Annotated in this window: 21 protein-coding genes; 14 read left to right on the forward strand and 7 right to left on the reverse strand. The window is 73.7% G+C overall.

The window, feature by feature from the left end; translation table 11 throughout:
• Positions 1-257, reverse strand: a 257-nt coding sequence (locus L6E12_RS13695; RefSeq protein ID WP_236228286.1) for a glycerate kinase, incomplete at its 3' end; no start/stop codon positions are given.
• A gap of 43 nt (positions 258-300) precedes the next feature.
• Between L6E12_RS13695 and L6E12_RS13700 the strand changes: the two genes are divergently transcribed.
• Together L6E12_RS13700 and L6E12_RS13705 are read left to right on the forward strand one after the other, a co-directional pair.
• Positions 301-951 carry a DUF3043 domain-containing protein gene (locus L6E12_RS13700; protein WP_236228287.1) on the forward strand — a complete coding sequence of 217 codons (651 nt, stop codon included), beginning with the start codon at positions 301-303 and terminating at the stop codon, positions 949-951.
• A gap of 68 nt (positions 952-1,019) precedes the next feature.
• Positions 1,020-2,009: an aldo/keto reductase family protein gene (locus L6E12_RS13705; protein WP_236228288.1), complete on the forward strand. Its 990-nt coding sequence runs from the start codon at positions 1,020-1,022 to the stop codon at positions 2,007-2,009.
• Between the two features lie 13 nt (positions 2,010-2,022).
• On the opposite strand, the gene L6E12_RS13710 is transcribed toward L6E12_RS13705, so the two are convergent.
• On the reverse strand, positions 2,023-2,220 hold the full coding sequence (locus tag L6E12_RS13710) for a hypothetical protein (RefSeq protein ID WP_236228289.1): 198 nt from the start codon (positions 2,218-2,220) through the stop codon (positions 2,023-2,025).
• 25 nt (positions 2,221-2,245) lie between these two features.
• On the opposite strand from L6E12_RS13710, the gene L6E12_RS13715 reads away from it, so the two are divergent.
• Genes L6E12_RS13715 through cobS form a run of 3 tightly spaced genes read left to right on the forward strand, consistent with a single transcriptional unit; the run spans position 2,246 to position 4,588 of the window.
• Positions 2,246-2,779, forward strand: coding sequence for a bifunctional adenosylcobinamide kinase/adenosylcobinamide-phosphate guanylyltransferase (locus L6E12_RS13715; protein ID WP_236228290.1), 534 nt, complete (start codon positions 2,246-2,248; stop codon positions 2,777-2,779).
• Between the two features lie 25 nt (positions 2,780-2,804).
• Positions 2,805-3,881 carry a nicotinate-nucleotide--dimethylbenzimidazole phosphoribosyltransferase gene (cobT, locus tag L6E12_RS13720; RefSeq protein ID WP_236228291.1) on the forward strand — a complete coding sequence of 359 codons (1,077 nt, stop codon included), beginning with the start codon at positions 2,805-2,807 and terminating at the stop codon, positions 3,879-3,881.
• The gene (cobS, locus tag L6E12_RS13725; protein ID WP_236228292.1) at positions 3,878-4,588 is read left to right on the forward strand and encodes an adenosylcobinamide-GDP ribazoletransferase; all 711 of its coding nucleotides are present in this window, start codon (positions 3,878-3,880) and stop codon (positions 4,586-4,588) included. The genes cobT and cobS overlap by 4 nt, the downstream gene beginning before the upstream one ends.
• 43 nt (positions 4,589-4,631) lie before the next feature.
• Here the strand turns inward: cobS and L6E12_RS13730 are convergent, their stop codons facing one another.
• Both L6E12_RS13730 and L6E12_RS13735 read right to left on the reverse strand, forming a co-directional pair.
• Positions 4,632-5,717: a branched-chain amino acid aminotransferase gene (locus tag L6E12_RS13730; protein ID WP_236228293.1), complete on the reverse strand. Its 1,086-nt coding sequence runs from the start codon at positions 5,715-5,717 to the stop codon at positions 4,632-4,634.
• Positions 5,718-5,785: 68 nt separating this feature from the next.
• Positions 5,786-6,967, reverse strand: a complete 1,182-nt coding sequence (locus L6E12_RS13735) for a hypothetical protein (protein WP_236228294.1) — start codon at positions 6,965-6,967, stop codon at positions 5,786-5,788.
• 177 nt (positions 6,968-7,144) lie between these two features.
• Here L6E12_RS13735 and L6E12_RS13740 point away from each other — a divergent pair, with 177 nt between their 5' ends.
• The gene (locus L6E12_RS13740; RefSeq protein WP_236228295.1) at positions 7,145-8,641 is read left to right on the forward strand and encodes a leucyl aminopeptidase; all 1,497 of its coding nucleotides are present in this window, start codon (positions 7,145-7,147) and stop codon (positions 8,639-8,641) included.
• Positions 8,642-8,961: 320 nt separating this feature from the next.
• Here the strand turns inward: L6E12_RS13740 and L6E12_RS13745 are convergent, their stop codons facing one another.
• The gene (locus L6E12_RS13745; protein WP_035283309.1) at positions 8,962-9,291 is read right to left on the reverse strand and encodes a hypothetical protein; all 330 of its coding nucleotides are present in this window, start codon (positions 9,289-9,291) and stop codon (positions 8,962-8,964) included.
• 226 nt (positions 9,292-9,517) lie between these two features.
• Between L6E12_RS13745 and lpdA the strand changes: the two genes are divergently transcribed.
• The 5 genes from lpdA (at position 9,518) to lipB (ending at position 15,233) form a co-directional block, all read left to right on the forward strand.
• Positions 9,518-10,888, forward strand: a complete 1,371-nt coding sequence (lpdA, locus tag L6E12_RS13750) for a dihydrolipoyl dehydrogenase (protein ID WP_236228296.1) — start codon at positions 9,518-9,520, stop codon at positions 10,886-10,888.
• Between the two features lie 60 nt (positions 10,889-10,948).
• Complete coding sequence (gene sucB / locus L6E12_RS13755) at positions 10,949-12,760, forward strand: 2-oxoglutarate dehydrogenase, E2 component, dihydrolipoamide succinyltransferase (protein ID WP_236228297.1); 1,812 nt, start codon at positions 10,949-10,951, stop codon at positions 12,758-12,760.
• 129 nt (positions 12,761-12,889) lie between these two features.
• Entirely contained in the window at positions 12,890-13,774 is an 885-nt protein-coding gene (locus L6E12_RS13760; RefSeq protein WP_236228298.1) for a TIGR01777 family oxidoreductase, read from the forward strand.
• Positions 13,771-14,400 carry a phosphatase PAP2 family protein gene (locus L6E12_RS13765; protein WP_236228299.1) on the forward strand — a complete coding sequence of 210 codons (630 nt, stop codon included), beginning with the start codon at positions 13,771-13,773 and terminating at the stop codon, positions 14,398-14,400. Before L6E12_RS13760 ends, L6E12_RS13765 begins: the two co-directional genes overlap by 4 nt.
• A gap of 98 nt (positions 14,401-14,498) precedes the next feature.
• Positions 14,499-15,233, forward strand: a complete 735-nt coding sequence (gene lipB / locus L6E12_RS13770) for a lipoyl(octanoyl) transferase LipB (RefSeq protein WP_236228300.1) — start codon at positions 14,499-14,501, stop codon at positions 15,231-15,233.
• Between the two features lie 258 nt (positions 15,234-15,491).
• Here the strand turns inward: lipB and L6E12_RS13775 are convergent, their stop codons facing one another.
• Positions 15,492-16,598, reverse strand: coding sequence for a hypothetical protein (locus tag L6E12_RS13775; RefSeq protein WP_236228301.1), 1,107 nt, complete (start codon positions 16,596-16,598; stop codon positions 15,492-15,494).
• A 20-nt stretch (positions 16,599-16,618) separates the two neighbouring features.
• Positions 16,619-17,227 carry a TetR/AcrR family transcriptional regulator gene (locus L6E12_RS13780; protein ID WP_236228302.1) on the reverse strand — a complete coding sequence of 203 codons (609 nt, stop codon included), beginning with the start codon at positions 17,225-17,227 and terminating at the stop codon, positions 16,619-16,621.
• 124 nt (positions 17,228-17,351) lie between these two features.
• On the opposite strand from L6E12_RS13780, the gene L6E12_RS13785 reads away from it, so the two are divergent.
• The 3 genes from L6E12_RS13785 to L6E12_RS13795 all read left to right on the forward strand — a co-directional run bounded on the left by L6E12_RS13785 (position 17,352) and on the right by L6E12_RS13795 (position 19,826).
• Positions 17,352-17,870 (forward strand): hypothetical protein, encoded by a 519-nt coding sequence (locus L6E12_RS13785; RefSeq protein ID WP_236228303.1) that lies wholly within the window; start codon positions 17,352-17,354, stop codon positions 17,868-17,870.
• A 185-nt stretch (positions 17,871-18,055) separates the two neighbouring features.
• Positions 18,056-19,057 (forward strand): lipoyl synthase, encoded by a 1,002-nt coding sequence (lipA, locus tag L6E12_RS13790; RefSeq protein WP_236228304.1) that lies wholly within the window; start codon positions 18,056-18,058, stop codon positions 19,055-19,057.
• Positions 19,058-19,169: 112 nt separating this feature from the next.
• Positions 19,170-19,826, forward strand: coding sequence for a DedA family protein (locus L6E12_RS13795; RefSeq protein ID WP_236228305.1), 657 nt, complete (start codon positions 19,170-19,172; stop codon positions 19,824-19,826).
• Positions 19,827-19,882: the final 56 nt, after the last annotated feature.

Genomic DNA, 19,882 nt, shown 5'->3' on the forward strand with positions numbered 1-19,882 from the left:
AGGTAGGCGGTCTCCCCCACCAGCAGCCAGGACGCGCCCACCGGGTCGCCCAGGGGGCCGCTGACCTGCGTCCGGTGGACCTCGCCGCCCAGGGCGCCGTGCAGCACCGGGACGAAGCCGGGGCCGCCGTCGGCCAGCGGGCGCAGCAGCAGTTCGTGCTCCGGGGCACCCCGGCGCCAGCCCGCGGCGATGGCCTCGGCGGCGGCCGGGGAGGTCAGGGTGCCCCCGAAACCGTCGGGCGCGATGACGACCAGCACGGGCGCAGCGTATCCACCGAACGTGTTGTCATACCCTGTGCAGGTGAGGTTCCTCCGTCGCACCAGCGCAGACAGTCCCGAAGCCGAACAGGTGGAGGAGGCTGCCGTGACCGTGGGCGACACCACCAAGGCCCGCACCCCCGGCAAGGGCAGGCCCACCCCCAAGCGGCGCGAGGCCGAGGGGCGCAAGCGCGGCCCGGTGGCGCCGCCGCCGAAGACCACCCGCGAGGCCATGCGCCGCGCCCGCGGCAGCAAGGAGGAGCGCGCCGAGCTGGCCGCCCAGCGCAAGCTCCAGCGCATCGAGCAGCGCAAGCGGATGAACGAGGGCGACGACCGCTACCTGATGCCGCGCGACCGCGGCCCGGTCAAGGCCTACATCCGCGACCTGGTGGACTCCCGGCGCAACCTGCTGGGGCTGTTCATGCCGCTGGCCGTGGTGGTGTTCCTGTCGCTGCTGGTGCCCTCGCTCGCGGTCCAGCAGTACGCGACGCTGGCCTGCCTGCTGATGCTGGTCGCCATGGTGATCGAGGGCGTGCTCAACGGCCGCCGGATCGCCAAGCGGGTGCGGGCGAAGTTCCCGAAGGACACCAGCCGCGGCTTCTCCATCGGCTGGTACGGGTTCGTGCGCGCCACCCAGCTGCGCAAGCTGCGCGTGCCCAAGCCCCGGGTGCGCGCGGGCGACGCGGTCGCCTGATCGCCCCGGCCGCTCCGTCCACTCACAACAGTTAGCACACCGAAGCATCTCGGATTAGGCTGGTTCCCATGGAACACCGCCGCCTGGGCCGCAGTGGCCTCAACGTCTCCGAGATCTCCTACGGCAACTGGTTGACCCACGGCTCGCAGGTCGAGGAGGACGCCGCGCAGTCCTGCGTGCGCGCCGCCCTCGACGCGGGCATCACGACCTTCGACACCGCCGACGTCTACGCCAACACCAAGGCCGAGTCGGTCCTCGGCCGCGCCCTCAAGGGCCAGCGGCGCGAGGGCCTGGAGATCTTCACCAAGGTCTTCTGGCCGACCGGCCCCGGCGGCCCCAACGACAAGGGCCTGGGCCGCAAGCACATCATGGAGTCCGCGCACGCCTCGCTGCAGCGGCTCGGCACCGACTACCTCGACCTCTACCAGGCGCACCGGTTCGACCGGAGCACGCCGCTGGAGGAGACCATGCTCGCCTTCGCCGACCTGGTGCGGCAGGGCAAGGTCCTCTACATCGGCGTCTCGGAGTGGACCGCGGACCAGATCACCCGGGGCGCGGCGCTGGCCAGGGAGCTGAACGTGCCGCTCATCTCCAACCAGCCGCAGTACTCGATGCTGTGGCGGGTCATCGAGAAGCAGGTCGTGCCCACCTCCGAGCGGGAGGGCCTGGGCCAGATCGTGTGGTCGCCCATCGCCCAGGGCGTGCTGACCGGCAAGTACGCGCCGGGGGCCGAGCCGCCCGCCGGGTCCCGGGCGACCGACGAGTCCGGCGGCAAGAACATGATCTCCCGCTGGCTGCGCGACGACGTGCTCACCGCCGTGCAGCAGCTCAAGCCGCTGGCCGAGCAGGCCGGGCTGAGCATGGCCCAGCTCGCGGTGGCGTGGGTGCTGCAGAACCCCAACGTCGCCTCGGCGATCATCGGCGCGTCCCGCCCGGAGCAGGTCGTCGACAACGCCGCCGCGGCGGGCAGGAAGCTCGACGCCGACCTGCTCAAGGCCATCGACGACGTGCTCGCCGACGTGGTCGTCACCGACCCGTCGCTGACCGTCAGCCCCTGAGCCGAGCCCGTGGTCAGGGGGTGCGCAGGCCCATCGGGCCGTAGACCTCGGTCTCCCCGTCGAGCAGGGTCACCTGCTCGACACCGGATTCCAGCAGGTCCGGCCAGGTGGTGCTGAACCAGTCTTCGGCCTCGGCCTGGTCGTCGAAGGTGACGGCCGGGCCGGGGACGGGGCTGCCGGTGGTGTCCTCGTAGCGCCAGCGCAAGCTCATTCCCGGGACGGTAGCGTGCCGGGGCGTGAAGACGCTGGTGCTGGGTGGGGCCCGGTCGGGCAAGTCCGCGCACGCCGAGGGCCTGCTCCCGGCCGACGGCCCGGCCACCTACCTGGCCACCGCCCGCCGGGTGCCGGGCGACGCGGAGTGGGACGCGCGGATCGCCACCCACGTCGACCGCAGGCCGGACACCTGGCGCACGGTGGAGGTCCCGGACACCGGGTCCCTGGTGACCGCCCTGTCCCTGGCCCGCGCGGGTGACCCACCGCTGCTGCTCGACGACGTGGCGACCTGGCTCACCGGCGCCCTCGACGACGCCGCGGCCTGGACCACCCCGGGCATCACCGCGGCGGCCGAGCGGGCGCGGTTGGTCGGGGCGGTCGCCGCGTGCGCGGCGCCGCTGGTGGTGGTGTCGGCCGAGGTCGGGCTGGGTGTGGTTCCCGCGACCCGTTCTGGCAGGCTCTTCCGCGACGAACTCGGCGCGGTCAACGCGTCCCTGGCCGAGGTGAGCACCGAGGTGCTGCTGCTGGTCGCGGGCCTGCCGCTGCGGCTGCGCTGACGCTGAACCCCTCGGAGGCACCCCGGTGAGCACCGACTTCCCGCACGTGACCGCGCCGGACGCGACCGCCCGCCGCGAGGCCGTCGCCCGGCACGGGCGGCTGACCAAGCCGCAGGGCTCGCTGGGGCGGCTGGAGGAGGTCGGGGTGTGGGTGGCGGCCTGCCAGGGCCAGTGCCCGCCGAAGCCGTTCGCCCGGCCCAGGGTGGTCGTGTTCGCCGGTGACCACGGGGTCGCCGCGCACGGGGTGTCGGCGTACCCGAGCGAGGTCACCGGCCAGATGGTGGCGAACTTCCTCACCGGCGGCGCGGCGGTCAACGTGCTGGCCTCGGTCGCGGGGGCGACCGTGCGGGTGGCGGACCTGTCGGTCGACACCGACGGCGCCGGGCTGCCCGAGCAGGTCACCGCGCGCAAGGTCCGCCGCTCGTCCGGGTCGGTCGACCGCGAGGATGCCCTGTCCGACGCCGAGGTGCGCGCGGCGATCGCCGCGGGTCGCGCCATCGCCGACGAGGAGGTCGACGGCGGGGCCGACCTGCTGGTCGCGGGCGACATGGGCATCGGCAACACCACCCCGGCCTCGGTGCTGATCGCCGCGCTGACCGGCGCGGAGCCGGTGGCCGTGGTCGGCCGCGGCACCGGCATCGACGACCGGGGGTGGATGCGCAAGGCGGTGGCCGTCCGCGACGGCCTGCGCCGGGCCCGCCGGGTCTCGGGCGACCCGGTGGCGCTGCTGCGCGCCGCCTCGGGCGCGGACATCGCGGCCATGGCGGCCTTCCTGGCGCAGGCGGCCGTGCGCCGGACACCGGTGATCCTGGACGGGGTGATCAGCGCGGCGGCGGCGCTGGTCGCCGAGGAGCTGGCGCCGGGCGCGTCGGCGTGGTGGGTCGCCGGGCACCGGTCGGTGGAACCCGCGCACGCGCTCGCCCTGGAGCAGCTCGACCTCACGCCGCTGCTGGAGCTGGACCTGCGGCTGGGCGAGGGGTCCGGGGCGCTCGCCGCGCTGCCCCTGGTCTCCATGGCGACCCGGGTCCTGGCCGAGATGGCGACCTTCGAGGACGCGGGGGTCAGCGGGCGCGAGACCCCGCTGCCGCCCGACGCCGGATGACCGGTCTGCGGCTGGCGCTGTCCTGGCTGACCGTCCTGCCGCTGCACATCGAGTCGGTGGACACCCGGGCGGCCCGCTCGGCGATCGCGGTGGCACCCGTGGTCGGCGCCCTGCTGGGCCTGGTGGCCGCCGGGGTGCTGTGGCTGCCGTTCCCGCCGCTGCTCGCGGGGGTGCTGGCGGTGGGCGTGCTGGCGCTGGTGACCCGGGGGATGCACCTGGACGGGCTGGCGGACACCGCGGACGGGCTGGGCTGCTACGGGCCGCCGGAGCGGGCGCTGGCGGTGATGAAGGGCGGCGACGTCGGGCCGTTCGGGGTGGTGGCGCTGATCGTCGTGCTGGGCGTCGAGGCGGTGGCGCTGCCGTCGGTGCCGTGGGCGGGGGTCGTGCTCGCGCTGGCCGCCGGGCGAACGGCGTTCGGGGCGTGCTGCGTGCGCGGGGTCCCGGCGGCGCGGCCGGACGGGTTGGGCGCGCTGGTCGCCGGGACGCAGCCGTGGTGGGTGCCCGCGGGGTGGGCGGTGCTGCTGGCCGCCGCGGGGCTGGTGGCGGTGGGACCGAGGGCTGCGGTGGGCGTGGTGGTCGCGGCGGCGTCGGTGGCGCTGCTGGTGCGGCACACGCGGCGCCGCTTCGGCGGGGTCACCGGGGACGTGCTGGGCGCGGCCTGCGAACTGGCCACGGCGGTCGTGCTGACCGCGTGCACCTTCGGCTGAGCGCCGACGGGTGCGGGGCGGGCCGGGGCCCGCCCCGCCGCGGTCAGAGGGTGGTCATCCAGCCCTGAGGGTCCTCGATCCGGCCGTACTGCAGGTCGGTGAGGGTCTGGCGGAGCTTGGTGGTGACCGGGCCGGTGGCGCCGCCTGCGATGTCGAAGGACCCGGTGGCGTGCTTGACGTGGCCCACGGGGGTGATCACCGCGGCGGTGCCGCAGGCGAAGACCTCGGTCAGCTCACCGGAGGCGGCCTTCTTCTCCCACTCGTCGGTGGAGATCGGGCGCTCCTCGGTGGTGTAGCCCAGGTCCCGGGCCAGCGACAGCAGGGAGTCGCGGGTGATGCCGGGGAGCAGGGAACCCGACAGCTCCGGGGTGACGACCTTGTCGCCCAGCACGAAGAACAGGTTCATGCCGCCCATCTCCTCCACCCAGCGGCGCTCCACGGCGTCGAGCCAGACGACCTGGTCGCAGCCCTCCTCGGCGGCCTGGGCCTGGGCGACGAGCGACGCGGCGTAGTTGCCCGCGAACTTGGCCGCGCCGGTGCCGCCGGGGGCCGCGCGGACGTACTCGGTGGACAGCCAGACCGTCACCGGCTTGACGCCACCGGCGAAGTACGCGCCCGCCGGTGAGGCGATGAGCAGGTACAGGTACTCCGAGGACGGGCGGACGCCGAGGGCCGCCTCGGTGGAGATCATGAAGGGCCGCAGGTACAGCGACTCCTCCGGTTTGGTGGACACCCAGCGGCGGTCGATGTCGACCAGCAGGCGCAGGGACTCCAGGAACAGCTCGTCCGGCAGTTCCGGCATCGCCATCCGGCGGGCGGAGGCGCGGAAGCGGGCGGCGTTGGCCTCGGGGCGGAAGGTGGCGATCGAACCGTCCGGCTGCGCGTAGGCCTTGAGGCCCTCGAAGATCGCCTGGCCGTAGTGCAGGACCGAGGCCGAGGGGTCCAGGGTCAGCGGCTGGTACGGCTCGACCCTGGCGTCGTGCCAGCCCTGCTCGCGGGTGTGGCGGACAGTCACCATGTGGTCGGTGAAGTAGCGTCCGAAGCCGGGGGACGTGAGTACTTCCGCGACCCGTTCCGGGGTGGCCGGGTGGGGGTTCGGAGTGCTCGTGAACGACAAGGTCGACGTCATGGGGGCACCGTATCCGGTGATCGGCCCGGCAGAGAATCGGTATCCCGACATTCGGGCGTCCGACTACCTCAGGTCACCGCCCGCGTTCGGTGCGCCCACAGCGCGCCGCCGCCGAGGAGCAGGACCCCGGCCGCGGTGGCGAGGGCGGGGATGGAGATGTTGACGCCGATGACGACGCTGAGCACGAGGCCGCAGCAGCCGGTGCGGACCCAGCTTGAGCGGTCGTGGCGCGGCAGCGAGCGGGCGGAGGAGTTGACGAACGCGGCGTGCCCGAGCAGCAGGCACGCGGCCACCTCGGCCAGCAGCGCGGGCGCCACGGCGACCGCGGCGCCGACGGCGAGCACCGCGACCGCGAGCGCGTGGTGACGGGCCTCGCCGGGCAGCTCGCCGTGCGCGGCCAGGTCGCGGGCGGCACCGAGGGCGCCGTCGAGCAGCGCGCGCACGGCCAGCACCGCGCCGAGGGCGAGGCCGAGGGTCAGCAGCGGGTCGAGGCCCGCCCCGTCGGCGGCGACCAGGGCGTCGCGCAGCGGGGTCGGCGACAGCGCCACGCGCGGACCGCCGAGCTGGCGCAGCACGACGACCGCCACCCCCAGCGAGACCAGCAGCGAGGCGAGCACCACCGGCACGGCCGTGCGGGCCGTGCCCGTCCGTTCGAGGCCGAGGAAGCCCAGCGTGAGCAGACCCGCGGCGGACAGCACCCCCGTCGGGTCGTCGGTGCCCGGGGTGCCGGGGGCGGCGGGGACTGCGGCGTCGGCCGGGGCGATGGCCAGCCCGACCACCACGAAGCCGACGACGGTGAGCAGCACCACAGCCCAGGCGGCCCTGGTCACCGCGGGTGGCACCGCGGGCGGCGCGACCACCAGCGCGGTGACCGCCACCAGCAGCGCGACCGCCGCGTACGCCGGGCGGGCGGGCCACAGGTAGGTGCCCGCGGCACCGGTGACGGCCGCCGCGGCGACCACCCGGCCCACGACCGAGAGCAGCCCGGAGAGCCGGGCGGGGACGGGCCCGAGGCGCTCGCGGACGTGCGCGTGCCGGTCACCGGTGGGCGACTGGGCCAGCAGGTCGGCGTGCGACACCGCGGTCAGCACGCTCACCACCCCGGCCAGGCCCAGCGCGGCGAGCGACCACCAGCCCGCGACCGCCGCGGCCGGTCCGACCGCGACCAGCGCCGCGGTGACCACGGCACCCGCCAGGAGCGGGAGCACCCCGATCCGGGTGCCCACCGGAACGTGTCCGATCGCTGTCACGGGCGCAACCGTGTCAGATTCGTGGCCGACGCACCATCCGGCCACCGGTTGAAAGCCATACCCAACTGGTTAGCATACGTCACCACCCGGGCCGCAGGACCCGGTCCGACCAGGCCCGGGCGACCCACGAGGCCGTTGCCGGGTCGATCCGAAGCCAACCCCCGAGGAGCACCTGACGTGACCGCCCCCAAGCTGGCACTGGCCACCGCACCGGTGACCGAGGCCCCCGTCGACGCGATCGTGATCGGCACCGTGCAGCACGGCTCCGGCCTCGCGCTGGCGCCCGGCGCGGAGCAGGTGGACGCGGCGTTCGACGGCGCGCTCACCGAGGTGCTCGGCGCCCTGGGCGCCACCGGCAAGGCCGACGAGGTCGTCAAGCTGCCCACGCTGGGCAAGCTGCCCGCCGCCGTGGTGGTCGCCGCGGGCCTGGGCAAGGCCGCCGCGGACGGGTCGGTGACCGCCGAGCAGGTGCGCCGGGCCGCCGGTGCCGCCGCCCGCGCCACCGGGTCGAGCAAGCGGGCCGCCACCACGCTGTCCGCGGTGGACCTGCAGGCCGCGGTGGAGGGCTTCCTGCTGGGCTCGTACACCTTCTCCGCGTACAAGTCCGACGCCACCGAGCGCGAACTGGCGCGGGTGGACCTGGCCGCCCCGGCCGCGGGCACCGCCAAGGAGCACCGGGCCACCCTCAAGGCCGCCACCGCGATCGCCGAGGCCGTCGCCACCGCCCGCGACTTCGTCAACACCCCGCCCAACGACCTGTACCCGGCGTCGTTCGCCGAGCGCGCGGTCGCGCTGGCCAAGGACGCGGGCCTGGAGGTGGAGGTCCTCGACGAGAAGGCGCTGCGCAAGGGCGGCTTCGGCGGCATCCTCGGCGTGGGCGTCGGCTCCACCCGCCAGCCCCGGCTGGTGCGGCTGACCTACCGGGGCCCGCGGGCGCGCAAGAAGGTCGCGCTGGTCGGCAAGGGCATCACCTTCGACACCGGCGGCATCTCGATCAAGCCCGCGGGCGGCATGGAGGCGATGACCTCGGACATGTCCGGCGCGGCGGCGGTCGTGGCGAGCGTGGTGCTGGCGGCGAAGCTCAAGTACCCGCTGGAGGTCGTGGCCACGGTGCCGATGGCCGAGAACATGCCGTCCGGGGCCGCCTACCGCCCCGGCGACGTGCTGACCATGTACGGCGGCAAGACCGTCGAGGTCCTCAACACCGACGCCGAGGGCCGCCTGATCCTGGCCGACGCCATCGTGCGCGCCGCCGAGGACGACCCGGACTACCTGATCGAGACCTCCACGCTGACCGGGGCGCAGGTCGTGGCCCTGGGCAACCGCACCGCGGGCATCATGGGCTCCGACGAGTTCCGCGACCGCGTCGCCGGGATCGCCCGCGGCACCGGCGAGGGCGGCTGGGCCATGCCGCTGCCCGAGGAGCTGCGCGCCGACCTGGACTCCCGGCTGGCCGACCTGACCAACGTCACCGGGCAGCGCTGGGGCGGGATGCTCGCCGCGGGCGTGTTCCTCCGCGAGTTCGTCCCCGAGGACCTGCCGTGGGCGCACCTCGACGTCGCGGGCCCGGCCTACAACGGCGGCGCCCCCTGGGGGTACACCACCAAGGGCGGCACCGGCCTGCCGGTCCGCACGATCGCGGCCGTCCTGGCCGACATCGCCGCGAACGGCTGACCGACCTCCCGACGACGGCGGCGGATCCCCCGAGGGACCGCCGCCGCCGGCCCGACCGGGCGGCCCGCCACGCCGAGCCGTCAGCGGCGCAGCTGCCGACCACCCCACCAACCGCCGGCCCGGCTACGCAGAAGCCCGGGTGGGTGGATCTGCTTGGGTGGGGGAAGCGATCATGTGCAAGCCTGCCCGGGCTGTGGGGCATCCCTTCAGCCCCACTCGGTCACACTGGGCACATGATCGCTGTAGGGGCCCCGCCCAAGCGGATCCACCCACCCGGGCACGCCCCCAAAAATCCCGGGCTTTTAAGACCCGGCCACGGCCTAGGCCTTGCCCTCGCGCTTCTGCCTGGCGATGTAGTCGCGCATCCGCTGCGGCAGCCCGACCCGGTTCACCTCGTACACCGGGATGGACCGCTTCTTGCCGAAGGCGAAGGCCGCGTCCAGGTCGGCGATGCGCCGCCGGGTCCACTCGCCGTCGTGCGCGACGAGCACCACGGTCGTGTCCGTCACGTTCGTCTTCGGCTCCACGTACGCCTCGACCCCGGTGCGCGCCGCCGCCCACTCGTCCAGGTGCGAGGTGTCCTGCTTGCTGGCCGCGCGCAGCACGCCGGGCTTGCCGCGCTTGCGCCGCAGCGAGTCGAAAACCCCCATCTGCCCCTCCTCTTCCCGGCCCCGCCCACGGGGCCGCGTTCCCAGTGTCCCCCGGTACCGGCCGGTAACCACGGAAGGGACGCAACGGACACCCCGACCACCTCGCAAGCCTGCCTCACGAAGTGACAAGATGGCGTGTGGTGGCTGCGCCGAACGTGTGATCGCGCGCCGCCCGCCGCACTGGGCGCAACATTGACAGAACGCTGTCGCACGTCGAGGAGACCCCGTGACTGACACCTCCGCTGACCTCGTGATCCTGGGTGGCGGGTCCGGCGGCTACGCCTGCGCGTTCCGCGCGGCCGAGCTAGGACTCTCGGTGATCCTGGTGGAGAAGGACAAGGTCGGTGGCACCTGCCTGCACCGGGGCTGCATCCCGACCAAGGCGCTGCTGCACGCCGCCGAGGTCGCGGACAACGCCCGCGAGGGCGACCAGTTCGGGGTGAAGTCCTCGCTCGAGGGCATCGACATGAACGGTGTGAACTCCTACAAGGACTCCATCGTCTCCGGCCTGCACAAGGGCCTGCAGGGCCTGTTCAAGGCCAACAAGGTCACCGTGGTCGAGGGCGCGGGCACCTTCGTCGGCCCGAACAAGGTCACCGTCGACGGGCAGACCTACACCGGCAAGAACGTGGTGCTCGCCACCGGTTCCTACGCCAAGACCCTGCCCGGCCTGGAGATCGGCGGCCGGATCATCACCAGCGACCAGGCGCTGAACCTCGACTACGTGCCGGAGAAGGTCGTCGTCCTCGGCGGCGGCGTGATCGGCGTGGAGTTCGCCAGCGTGTGGCGCTCCTTCGGCGCCGAGGTCACCATCGTCGAGGCGCTGCCCCGGCTGGTGCCGCTGGAGGACGAGTGGGCCTCCAAGCAGCTTGAGCGGGCCTTCCGCAAGCGCGGCATCAAGTTCAAGACCGGTGTGAAGTTCACCGGCGCCACCCAGAACGACACCGGTGTCTCGGTGTCGCTGGAGTCCGGCGAGTCGATCGACGCCGACCTGCTGCTGGTCGCGGTCGGCCGCGGCCCCAACAGCGCGGGCCACGGCTACGAGGAGGCCGGGGTCACCATGGACCGCGGCTTCGTGATCACCGACGAGCGGCTGCGCACGAACCTGCCCGGCGTCTACGCCGTCGGCGACCTGGTGCCCGGCCTGCAACTGGCGCACCGCGGCTTCCAGCAGGGCATCTTCATCGCCGAGGACATCGCCGGGCAGGACCCGAAGGTCATCGACGAGGCGGGTATCCCGAAGGTGACCTACTGCAAGCCGGAGGTCGCCTCGGTCGGCCTGTCCGAGGCGCAGGCCAAGGAGAAGTACGGCTCGGCCGAGACCCTGGTCTACGCCCTGTCGGGCAACGGCAAGAGCCAGATCCTCAAGACCTCCGGCGGCGTGAAGCTGGTCAAGGCGCCCGACGGCCCGGTCGTCGGCATCACCCTCGTGGGTGAGCGCGTGGGCGAGCTGATCGGCGAGGCCCAGTTGATCTACAGCTGGGAGGCCTACCCCGAGGACGTGGCACCGCTGATCCACGCCCACCCCACCCAGACGGAGGCCCTCGGCGAGGCGTTCCTCGCCCTCGCGGGCAAGCCGCTACACGTGCACGGCTGACCGGAAGCTCAGCCCACGTCCCGCCAGCCATGCCAGAAAGCACGAGGAGTCCAGGAAACCATGGCGTTCTCCGTTGAGATGCCGGCGCTCGGAGAGAGCGTCACCGAAGGAACAGTCACCCGCTGGCTCAAGCAGGAGGGCGACACGGTCGAGGTCGACGAGCCGTTGCTCGAGGTCTCGACCGACAAGGTCGACACCGAGATCCCGTCGCCCGCCGCGGGTGTGCTGACGAAGATCCTCGCCCAGGAGGACGAGACGGTCGAGGTGGGCGCCGCGCTCGCCGAGATCGGCGACGCCTCCGAGTCGGGGGGCTCCGACTCCGGCGGTTCCGCCGAGGCCGAGTCCGCCCCCGAACCCGAGCCGGAGCCCGAGCCCGCGCAGGAGGCGGAGCCCGAGCAGGAGGAGGCCCCCGCGTCAGGCCCGCAGCCGTCGTCGGACGCGTCGTCCGGGGGCAGCGGCAAGGGCACCCCGGTGACCATGCCCGCGCTGGGCGAGAGCGTCACCGAGGGCACCGTCACCCGCTGGCTCAAGCAGGTCGGCGACGCGGTCGAGGTCGACGAGCCGCTGCTGGAGGTGTCCACCGACAAGGTCGACACCGAGATCCCGTCGCCGGTGGCGGGCACGCTGCTGGAGATCAGCGCGGGCGAGGACGCCACCGTCGAGGTCGGCGGCAAGCTCGCCGTGATCGGGAACGCGGGCGCCGCGCCCGCCGCCCCGGAGCCGGAGCAGGCCCCGGAGCCGCCGAAGCAGGAGGCCCCGAAGGCCGAGCCGAAGCAGGAGGCGCCGAAGCAGGAAGCCCCCAAGCAGGAGGCGCCGAAGCAGGAGGCGCCCAAGCAGGAGGCGCCCAAGCAGGCCCCGAAGCGGGACGAGGCCCCCGAGCCCGCGCAGGCCGAGACCAACGGCAGCGCCCCGTACGTGACCCCGCTGGTGCGCAAGCTGGCCGGTGAGCACGGCGTGGACCTGTCCTCGCTCAAGGGCACCGGTGTCGGCGGTCGCATCCGCAAGCAGGACGTGCTGGCCGCCGCCGAGGCGAAGAAGGCGGAGTCGGCCAAGCCCGCCGAGCCCGCCCAGCCGGAGCGCCGCCCGGCCGCGGCCTCGACCGCCTCGACCCCGCAGGCGCCGAGCAAGCCGGGAGCGGTGGACACCTCGCTGCGCGGCACGACGCAGAAGATGACCCGCCTGCGCCAGACGGTGTCGCGCCGGATGGTGGAGTCGCTGCAGACGGCGGCGCAGCTCACCCAGGTCGTCGAGGTCGACGTGACCCGGATCGCCAAGCTGCGCTCGCGGGCCAAGGCGGCGTTCGAGGCGCGCGAGGGCGTCAAGCTGACGTTCCTGCCGTTCTTCGCCAAGGCCACCGTCGAGGCGCTCAAGCAGCACCCGAAGCTCAACGCCTCCATCGACGAGGAGGCCAAGGAGGTGACCTACCACGGCGCCGAGCACCTGGGCATCGCGGTGGACACCGAGCGCGGCCTGCTCACCCCGGCGATCCACGACGCGGGCGAGCTGAACCTGGCCGGGCTGGCGCACAAGATCACCGACCTCGCGGACCGGACCAGGGCCAACAAGGTCACCCCGGACGAGCTGTTCGGGGCGACGTTCAACCTGACCAACCTGGGCAGCCAGGGCGCGCTGTTCGACACCCCGATCATCCAGCTCCCGCAGGTCGGCATCCTGGGGGTCGGCCTGGTCGTCAAGCGCCCGGTCGTGATCACCGACGAGAACGGCGACGACACCATCGCCGTTCGCTCGATGGTGTACCTGGCGCTGACCTACGACCACCGCCTGGTCGACGGCGCGGACGCGGGCCGGTTCCTCTCCACGGTGAAGAACCGCCTGGAAGAGGGTGCCTTCGAGGCCGACCTGGGCCTCTGACCGGGTACTCCGGCACGAGTGGACACGAGGAGGGCCGCCCCGCCGGGGCGGCCCTCTTTTGTCATCCGCCGCGGGTAACCGCCGTCACCCGGGCGTGCGCGCCGACCGGATGTTCGGGACGATCACCCCATGCGCGTAGTCGTCGCCGGGTCGTCCGGCCTCATCGGGACCGCTCTCGTGGCCAAGCTCCGACACGACGGCGACGAGGTGCTGCGACTGGTCCGCCGCGAGCCGCAGGCCCCGGACGAGCGCCGCTGGGACCCGCCCGCGGGCACGCTGCAGGAGGGCACCCTCGACGGCGTCGACGCGGTGGTCAACCTGTGCGGTGCCGGGGTCGCCGACCGCCGCTGGACGCAGGCGCGCAAGCAGATGCTCCTCGACAGCCGCGTCGAGCCGACCGAGGTGCTCGCCGCCGCGGTGGCCGAGACGGGGGTGCCGGTGCTGCTCAACGGCTCCGCGGTCGGCTACTACGGCACCATCCCGGCGGGCCCGGCCGACGAGCACGAGCCCGCGGGGCGCGGTTTCCTGGCGGAGCTGTGCGTGCGCTGGGAGGCGGCGACCGCGGCCGCCGCGGCGGCGGGCGCCCGGGTCGTGCTGGCCCGCACCGCGCAGGTCCTGTCCCCCAGCGGCGGCCTGCTCGGCCCGCTGCGCCCACTGTTCTCCCTGGGCCTGGGCGGCAAGCTGGGCAGCGGCAGGCAGTACCTGCCCTGGATCCACCTGGACGACGAGGTCGACGCGCTGGCGTTCCTGCTGCGCGAGGACATCTCCGGCCCGGTCAACCTGGTGGGCCCTAGCCCGGCGACGAACGCCGAGTTCACCCGCGCGTTCGGCCGCGCCCGCAACCGCCCGGCGCTGTTCCGGGTGCCGAAGGTGGCGTTGCAGGTCGCGCTGGGCGAGTTCGCCGAGGAGATCCTGCGCAGCCAGCACGTGGTCCCGAGGGTGTTGCAGGACCACGGTTTTGCGTTCCGCTACGACACCGTCGACGACGCCCTGGCCGCGCTCGAACAGCGGTGAGGTGGCTGCTCGGCGTCGGCCTGCTGCTGGTCGCCGCCTTCGTCGCGCTGGGCCTGACCGTTTCCGGCGTCACCCCGGGTGTCGACCGGTTCGTGGCCGAGGCCCTGGGTGGTGGTTTCGCCGGGGACGTCGGTTCGGTCGCCTCGGTGCTCAGCGACGTGTTCGGCCCGGTCCTGCCGATCGCCATGGGCGCGGGGCTGCTCGTCCGGGCCGCGGTCGTGCGGACCACCGACCGCGACCGGTCCCGCCTGCTGCTCAAGGCGGTGGTGGTGCTGGTGCTGTGCAGGGTGGTGTCGTTCGTGAAGCCGCTGTTCGCCAGGGCCAGACCGCGCGAGTACCCGGACTTCAGCTTCCCGAGTGGACACGTGACGTCGGTGGCGGCGGTGGCGTTCACCGCGGCCGTGCTGTGCGCCTGGCTGGCCCGCCCCCGGCTGCGCGCCTGCGCGTTCTGGGGTGGGCTGGCGGTGCTGGTGGCCGCGCTCTGCCGCATCCTGCTGGACGTCCACTGGCTCACCGACACCGTGGGCGCGGTGGTGGGCGTGCTCGGCGTGGGCCTGCTCGCCTCGGCCGCCCTGGGCCTGCTCCCGCCCCCGGCCGGGGAAGCGGGGTCCCGACCGGGACCGTGATCGGGTACGGGCCCGTTCTTCGCACCCCGCGCGGCTCCGGGATCGGAGCGCGCCCGCGGGTCCGGGACGGACGGCCGGGCGAGGCGTAGTGTCGTCGCGTGAGCGCTGTTGAGGTCTCCTGCCGGGCGAGCGCGGACCCGGTCGACGTTCGTCCGATCGGGACGGTGGACTACCTGCGCACCTGGCAGTGGCAGCGGGATCTGGCCACCGCCCGCGCCGACGACGCGGGCCCGGACACCCTGCTGCTGCTGGAGCACGACCCGGTCTACACCGCGGGCAAGCGGACCACCCCGGAGGAGCGGCCGGACGACGGCACCCCGGTGATCGACGTCGACCGCGGCGGCAAGATCACCTGGCACGGGCCGGGGCAGCTCGTGGGCTACCCGATCGTCAAGCTGGCCGACCCGGTCGACGTGGTGCAGTACGTGCGCCGGGTCGAGGAGGCGATGATCGCCGTGTGCGCCCACTTCGGCCTGGCCACCGGCCGCGTCGAGGGCCGCAGCGGCGTGTGGCTGGCCGCCGACGGCGTGCGCCCCGAGCGCAAGATCTCCGCGGTCGGCATCCGGGTCCAGCGCGGGGTCACCATGCACGGCTTCCAGCTCAACTGCGACGCCGACCTGACCCCGTTCGACCACATCGTCCCCTGCGGCATCCGCGACGCCGGGGTGACCTCGCTGACCCTGGAACTGGGCCGCCGGGTCCCGGTCTCAGAGGTCCTCCCCCTGGCCCGCGACGCCGTCCTCGCCGCCCTGGACGGCACGCTGCCCGTGCGCGACCACTGGCTCGCCCAGGACCAGCCCGCGCTGCCCGGCGTCACCTTCGCCCTGCGCTGACCCGCCCGGCGCACGGCCCCCAAGGGCCTGTCCCAAAGCCGGCCACCCCACGAACCGCCTGCCCGGCTGCCCAACTGCCCGGGTGGGTGGATGTGTTTGGCCGGGGGTGGCGATCATGTGCAAGCCTGCCTCTGGCGGTGGGGCATCCCTTCAGCCCCACCCTGTCACGCCGGGCCACATGATCGCCGTAGGGGCCCCGGCCAAGCACATCCACCCAGCCGGGCACACCAGCCAAAAGACCGGCTTCGAAGACATGGCCTAGGCAACCCGGGCCACCGCCACCGGCGGGTAGCCGGGGTGTCCCACGGCCAGGGTCGCCCCGGGGTCGGGGGTGGCGCTGAGCCAGGCCGCGCCGGTGTCCCAGATGGTGCCGAGCAGTTCCACCGACGCGCCGGGCATCAGCAGCGTGCGGGTGCTGCCGTCGGACAGCCGCACGGTCGCGCTGGCCTTGGCGGTGCCGTCACGACGGGCCTTCCACGGCGCGAGGCTGAGTTCGACCCTGGTCCACTCGGCGGCCCCGACCAGCGCGGGCAGCCGCAGGTTGACCCGGGCGTGCCAGACGGTGAGCCCCAGGGCCAGCCCCACGCACAGCAACCAGGACGCCAAGCTCACCAGCATCGTGGACGGCCGCATGCCGACCACCAGCCAGGCGCCCACCGTGATCGCGAGCCCGAGGAGGAACAGGGCGACCATGGAGACCGTGTTCATCGACAGGGTGCGCGCGGTCAGCAAGGCGGGGTCGGCCCGGGGTGCCTTGGCGGTGCCTCGGGGGACGGCCGCCAGCGCCCACGCCGGCAGGGCCTCGTGCGTGCCGTCGACGCGCAGCGCGGCCCACCCGGTCTTGTCGGGGCCGACGACCCAGGCCCGGCCGGTGCGCGCGATCACGGCGTGGTGCGCCTCGTTCAAGGCGGTGACCCGCACGGCGGTGCTCGTCGCGCCCTCCCCCAGCGCGACGACCGACGCCCAGCCCGGCGACCGGCGCCGCACCACCCTGGCGGGCACGGGCCGCCACGGTGCCGCGTGCAGCAGCCGCGGTCCGCGCGCGGACCGCAGCCACCGGCCCCACAGGTACTGCCGCGAGGCGACCAGGCCGAGCACGCCCAGCATCACCGCGAGGTGCAGCGCGAACAGGATCGACGCCCCGCTCCAGGCGAGGACGAAGGCGCTGCTGAAGACGAAGGCGAGCAGCACGACCACCATGGCCAGGCCGAAGCTCTGGTCCTGGCGCACCCGCAGCAGGATGGCGGTGGTCGGGTCGGTGATCGCCGGGCGGTCGATGGCGGGATCGCGGACGACCGGCGCGGTCGACTCCATCAGCAGCTCCCCCAGGGTCAGGCCCGGGAACCCGGGTCTCGCTGGGGGCATCGTCCCAGGCGCGGGAGCCGTTATCGCAGCCTGGTCACCCGCATTCCCTCCAGCACGCGGGTGATCGTCAGCGAGACCTCCGCGCCCGCCCGCTCGGGGTCCTCGGCGGTGGCGATGATGGTGGCGCCGGTGGACAGCGCGCCGAACAGCACCCTGGCGGTGACCTCGACCGGCAGCGCCTCGATCTCCCCCGCCGCGATCAGCGCCTCCAGCGCGGCCTTCACCAGGCCGTAGCTGAAGTGCTCCTCGGCCGCGCGCCAGCGCTCCCAGCCCATCACCACCGGGCCCTCGTGGATCACGATGCGCTGGTAGTCCGGCTCCAGGCAGATGCCGACGTAGCCGCGCAGGGCGCTCATCGCCCGGTCCCAGGCGTCACCGGGGCCCGCCACGACCTGGCCGAGGCGGGCGATGACACCGGACTCGACCGCGTCGAAGGCGGCCTCGAACAGCGCCTGCTTGCCGCTGAAGTGGTGGTAGAGCGCGCCCTTGGTGACCCGGGTGCGGCGGGCGATGGCGTCCAGCGAGGTGGCGGCGTAGCCGTGTTCGGTGAACAGCGCCACGGCCGAGTCGACCAGGGCGTTCCTGGTCGACTCGCTGTAGTCCACCCGCCTGGACTGCGCTGTCGTCATCACCACACCGTAACTTAATCGGACGGACATACCGGGGGTATGGCCAGTGCTAGATTGTGGACCATACTGACGGTATGCCGCAAACCCACGGTATGGCGAAGGTCACGGGGAGGAGTCCATCACCATGAGCTGGAACGACTACTACCGCAGACAGGCGGCGCTGGACGCAGTCTTGGCGCACGTCCGGCACAACCCCGAGGGACCGCTGTCGACGGCCGACGTGCCGCTGGCGGCGGAGGTGTTCACCGACACCGACGAACTGCTGCTCGCCCTGCACCACCGGTGGATGCGGCGGCTGACCGGCCGCCTCGAGGTGGCGGCCGCGGAAGCCGACCGCGACCCGTCGCTGGACCGGGTGGAGGCCGCGTCGGCCGCCTGGCGCGCGGCCGCCGAGGAGTCCTCGGTGCTGCACCGGCTGCTGGAGGCGCACGACACCGAGGCGCTGCGGCCGGTGCGCGAGGCCGAACAGCGCCTGCTCGCCCTGTCGTCCGGTCTGGCCGCCGACGACGATTCGACCGAGGAGGCCACCCGCACCGGTGCCGCCTACCTGGCGATGCTGCGCAGCACCCCGGCCGAGGTGGCCGCGCCGCCGCGCAGGCCGTCCGCGGTCGGACTGCTGCGCAGGCTGGTCGCCAGCGCCTGACCGCCGCTCTGCCCGACACCCCTGCTCGAGGAGCGCAGCGCTGCGCCCCCGAGAAGGCGTCCCGCAGTCTGTGGCGGCAAACCGGACACTGCCCGGACATTCCCGGGGTAAGCAGCGGTGTTGACCGACGTTTCGCCGGACCCCGCGTGTTTCCACCCCCCGCCGGGGAGGCGTAGCCTGAGCGGGTGACGGTAGCGCCTGAGGGTCGGAAGATGCTGCGCCTCGAAGTGCGCAACAGCGAGACCCCGATCGAGAGAAAACCCTCCTGGATCAAGACCCGCGCCAAGATGGGCCCCGAGTACCGCGAACTCAAGGGCCTGGTCAAGCGCGAGGGCCTGCACACGGTGTGCGAGGAAGCGGGCTGCCCCAACATCTTCGAGTGCTGGGAAGACCGCGAGGCCACCTTCCTCATCGGCGGCGAGCAGTGCACCCGCCGCTGCGACTTCTGCCAGATCGACACCGGCCGCCCCGCCGACCTCGACCGCGACGAGCCCCGCCGGGTCGCCGAGTCGGTCCAGGCGATGGGCCTGCGCTACTCCACCATCACCGGCGTCGCCCGCGACGACCTGGCCGACGGCGGCGCGTGGCTCTACGCCGAGACGGTCCGCCAGATCCACGACCTGAACCCGGGCACCGGCGTCGAACTGCTCATCCCCGACTTCAACGCCGAGCCCGACCAGCTCGCCGAGGTGTTCGGCTCCCGCCCGCAGGTGCTCGCGCACAACCTGGAGACGGTCCCGCGCATCTTCAAGCGCATCCGCCCCGCGTTCCGCTACGAGCGCTCGCTGAAGGTGATCACCGAGGCCCGCGGGTACGGCCTGGTGACCAAGTCCAACCTGATCCTGGGCATGGGCGAGACCCCCGACGAGGTCACCGCCGCCCTCCAGGACCTGCACGACGCGGGCTGCGACATCATCACCATCACCCAGTACCTGCGCCCCAGCCTGCGCCACCACCCGATCGACCGGTGGGTCAAGCCGGAGGAGTTCCTGGAGCACAAGCAGGCCGCGGAGGCGATGGGCTTCGCCGGGGTGATGGCCGGGCCGCTGGTGCGCTCGTCCTACCGCGCCGGGCGGCTCTACACCCAGGCGGTCGAGCACCGGGGCGAGGTCGTCCCGGAGAACCTGCGCCACCTGGCGGAGGCGGGCGCCGCCAGCCAGGAGATCAGCGCGCTGCTCCAGCGGTAGCGACCCCCAAGCGTTACGCCCTTCGGGTGGCGGCGATATACACATGCGGGGGAACCACGAGGAAACGGGCTCCCTCTGATGGGAAGTCGCCGCCACCCGAAGGAGTACCCCCGTGGGCTTGATGACCGATGTCCTGGACTGGCTCCAGGCACTGCCGCAGCCCGGCCTGGTCGCCGCGACCGGGGGCCTGGTCCTGGCGGAGTGCACCATCGGCCTGGGCTTCATCGCCCCCGGCGAGGCGGGCCTGCTGGTCGCCGCCACCACCGCGATCACCCCCACCCGCTTCCTGGTGCTGTGGGGCGTCGTCACCCTCTGCGCGGCCACCGGCGACTCGCTCGGCTACCTGATCGGCCGCCGCTACGGCCCCCGGCTGCGGGAAACCCGGCTGATCCAGAAGTACGGCGTCGGCGGCTGGGACAAGGCCACCGGCATCCTCCGCCGCCGCGGCGCCTGGGCGGTGTTCTTCGCCAGGTTCCTGCCCGTCGTGCGCACCCTGACCCCGGCCGCCGCCGGGACCTCCGGGCTGGCGTACCGCAAGTTCCTCCCGGCCGCCGCGGCCGGGGCCGCCTGCTGGTCGGCCCTGCACATCGGCATCGGCGCGGCCCTGGGCGAGGCCGCGAAGCGGCTGGAGAGCGCCATGAGCACCGGCGCGCTCGCCGTCGTCGCCGCGGTGGTCGCGGTGGTCGTGATCGCCCACGTCGTCAAGAAGCGCCGCGCGAAGGCCACCCCCGCGGCAGTGGTCGAGGAAGACCTCGAACCCGCCGCCTGACGGGGCGATGAGACGACCACGTCCCGCCGACCGGGGGCGGGACGTGGTGTGGAGGA

It is taken from the genome of Actinokineospora sp. PR83, from assembly GCF_021056305.1.
Classification (GTDB): domain Bacteria; phylum Actinomycetota; class Actinomycetes; order Mycobacteriales; family Pseudonocardiaceae; genus Actinokineospora; species Actinokineospora spheciospongiae.

Coding starts and splice junctions, on each gene's coding strand:
- L6E12_RS13780 (WP_236228302.1), bottom strand. CDS start 17,227: ATGACGACAGCGCAGTCCAGGCGGGTGGACTACAGCGAGTCGACCAGG.
- L6E12_RS13775 (WP_236228301.1), bottom strand. CDS start 16,598: ATGCCCCCAGCGAGACCCGGGTTCCCGGGCCTGACCCTGGGGGAGCTG.
- L6E12_RS13760 (WP_236228298.1), top strand. CDS start 12,890: ATGCGCGTAGTCGTCGCCGGGTCGTCCGGCCTCATCGGGACCGCTCTC.
- L6E12_RS13785 (WP_236228303.1), top strand. CDS start 17,352: ATGAGCTGGAACGACTACTACCGCAGACAGGCGGCGCTGGACGCAGTC.
- L6E12_RS13730 (WP_236228293.1), bottom strand. CDS start 5,717: ATGACGTCGACCTTGTCGTTCACGAGCACTCCGAACCCCCACCCGGCC.
- sucB (WP_236228297.1), top strand. CDS start 10,949: ATGGCGTTCTCCGTTGAGATGCCGGCGCTCGGAGAGAGCGTCACCGAA.
- L6E12_RS13745 (WP_035283309.1), bottom strand. CDS start 9,291: ATGGGGGTTTTCGACTCGCTGCGGCGCAAGCGCGGCAAGCCCGGCGTG.
- L6E12_RS13710 (WP_236228289.1), bottom strand. CDS start 2,220: ATGAGCTTGCGCTGGCGCTACGAGGACACCACCGGCAGCCCCGTCCCC.
- L6E12_RS13705 (WP_236228288.1), top strand. CDS start 1,020: ATGGAACACCGCCGCCTGGGCCGCAGTGGCCTCAACGTCTCCGAGATC.
- cobS (WP_236228292.1), top strand. CDS start 3,878: ATGACCGGTCTGCGGCTGGCGCTGTCCTGGCTGACCGTCCTGCCGCTG.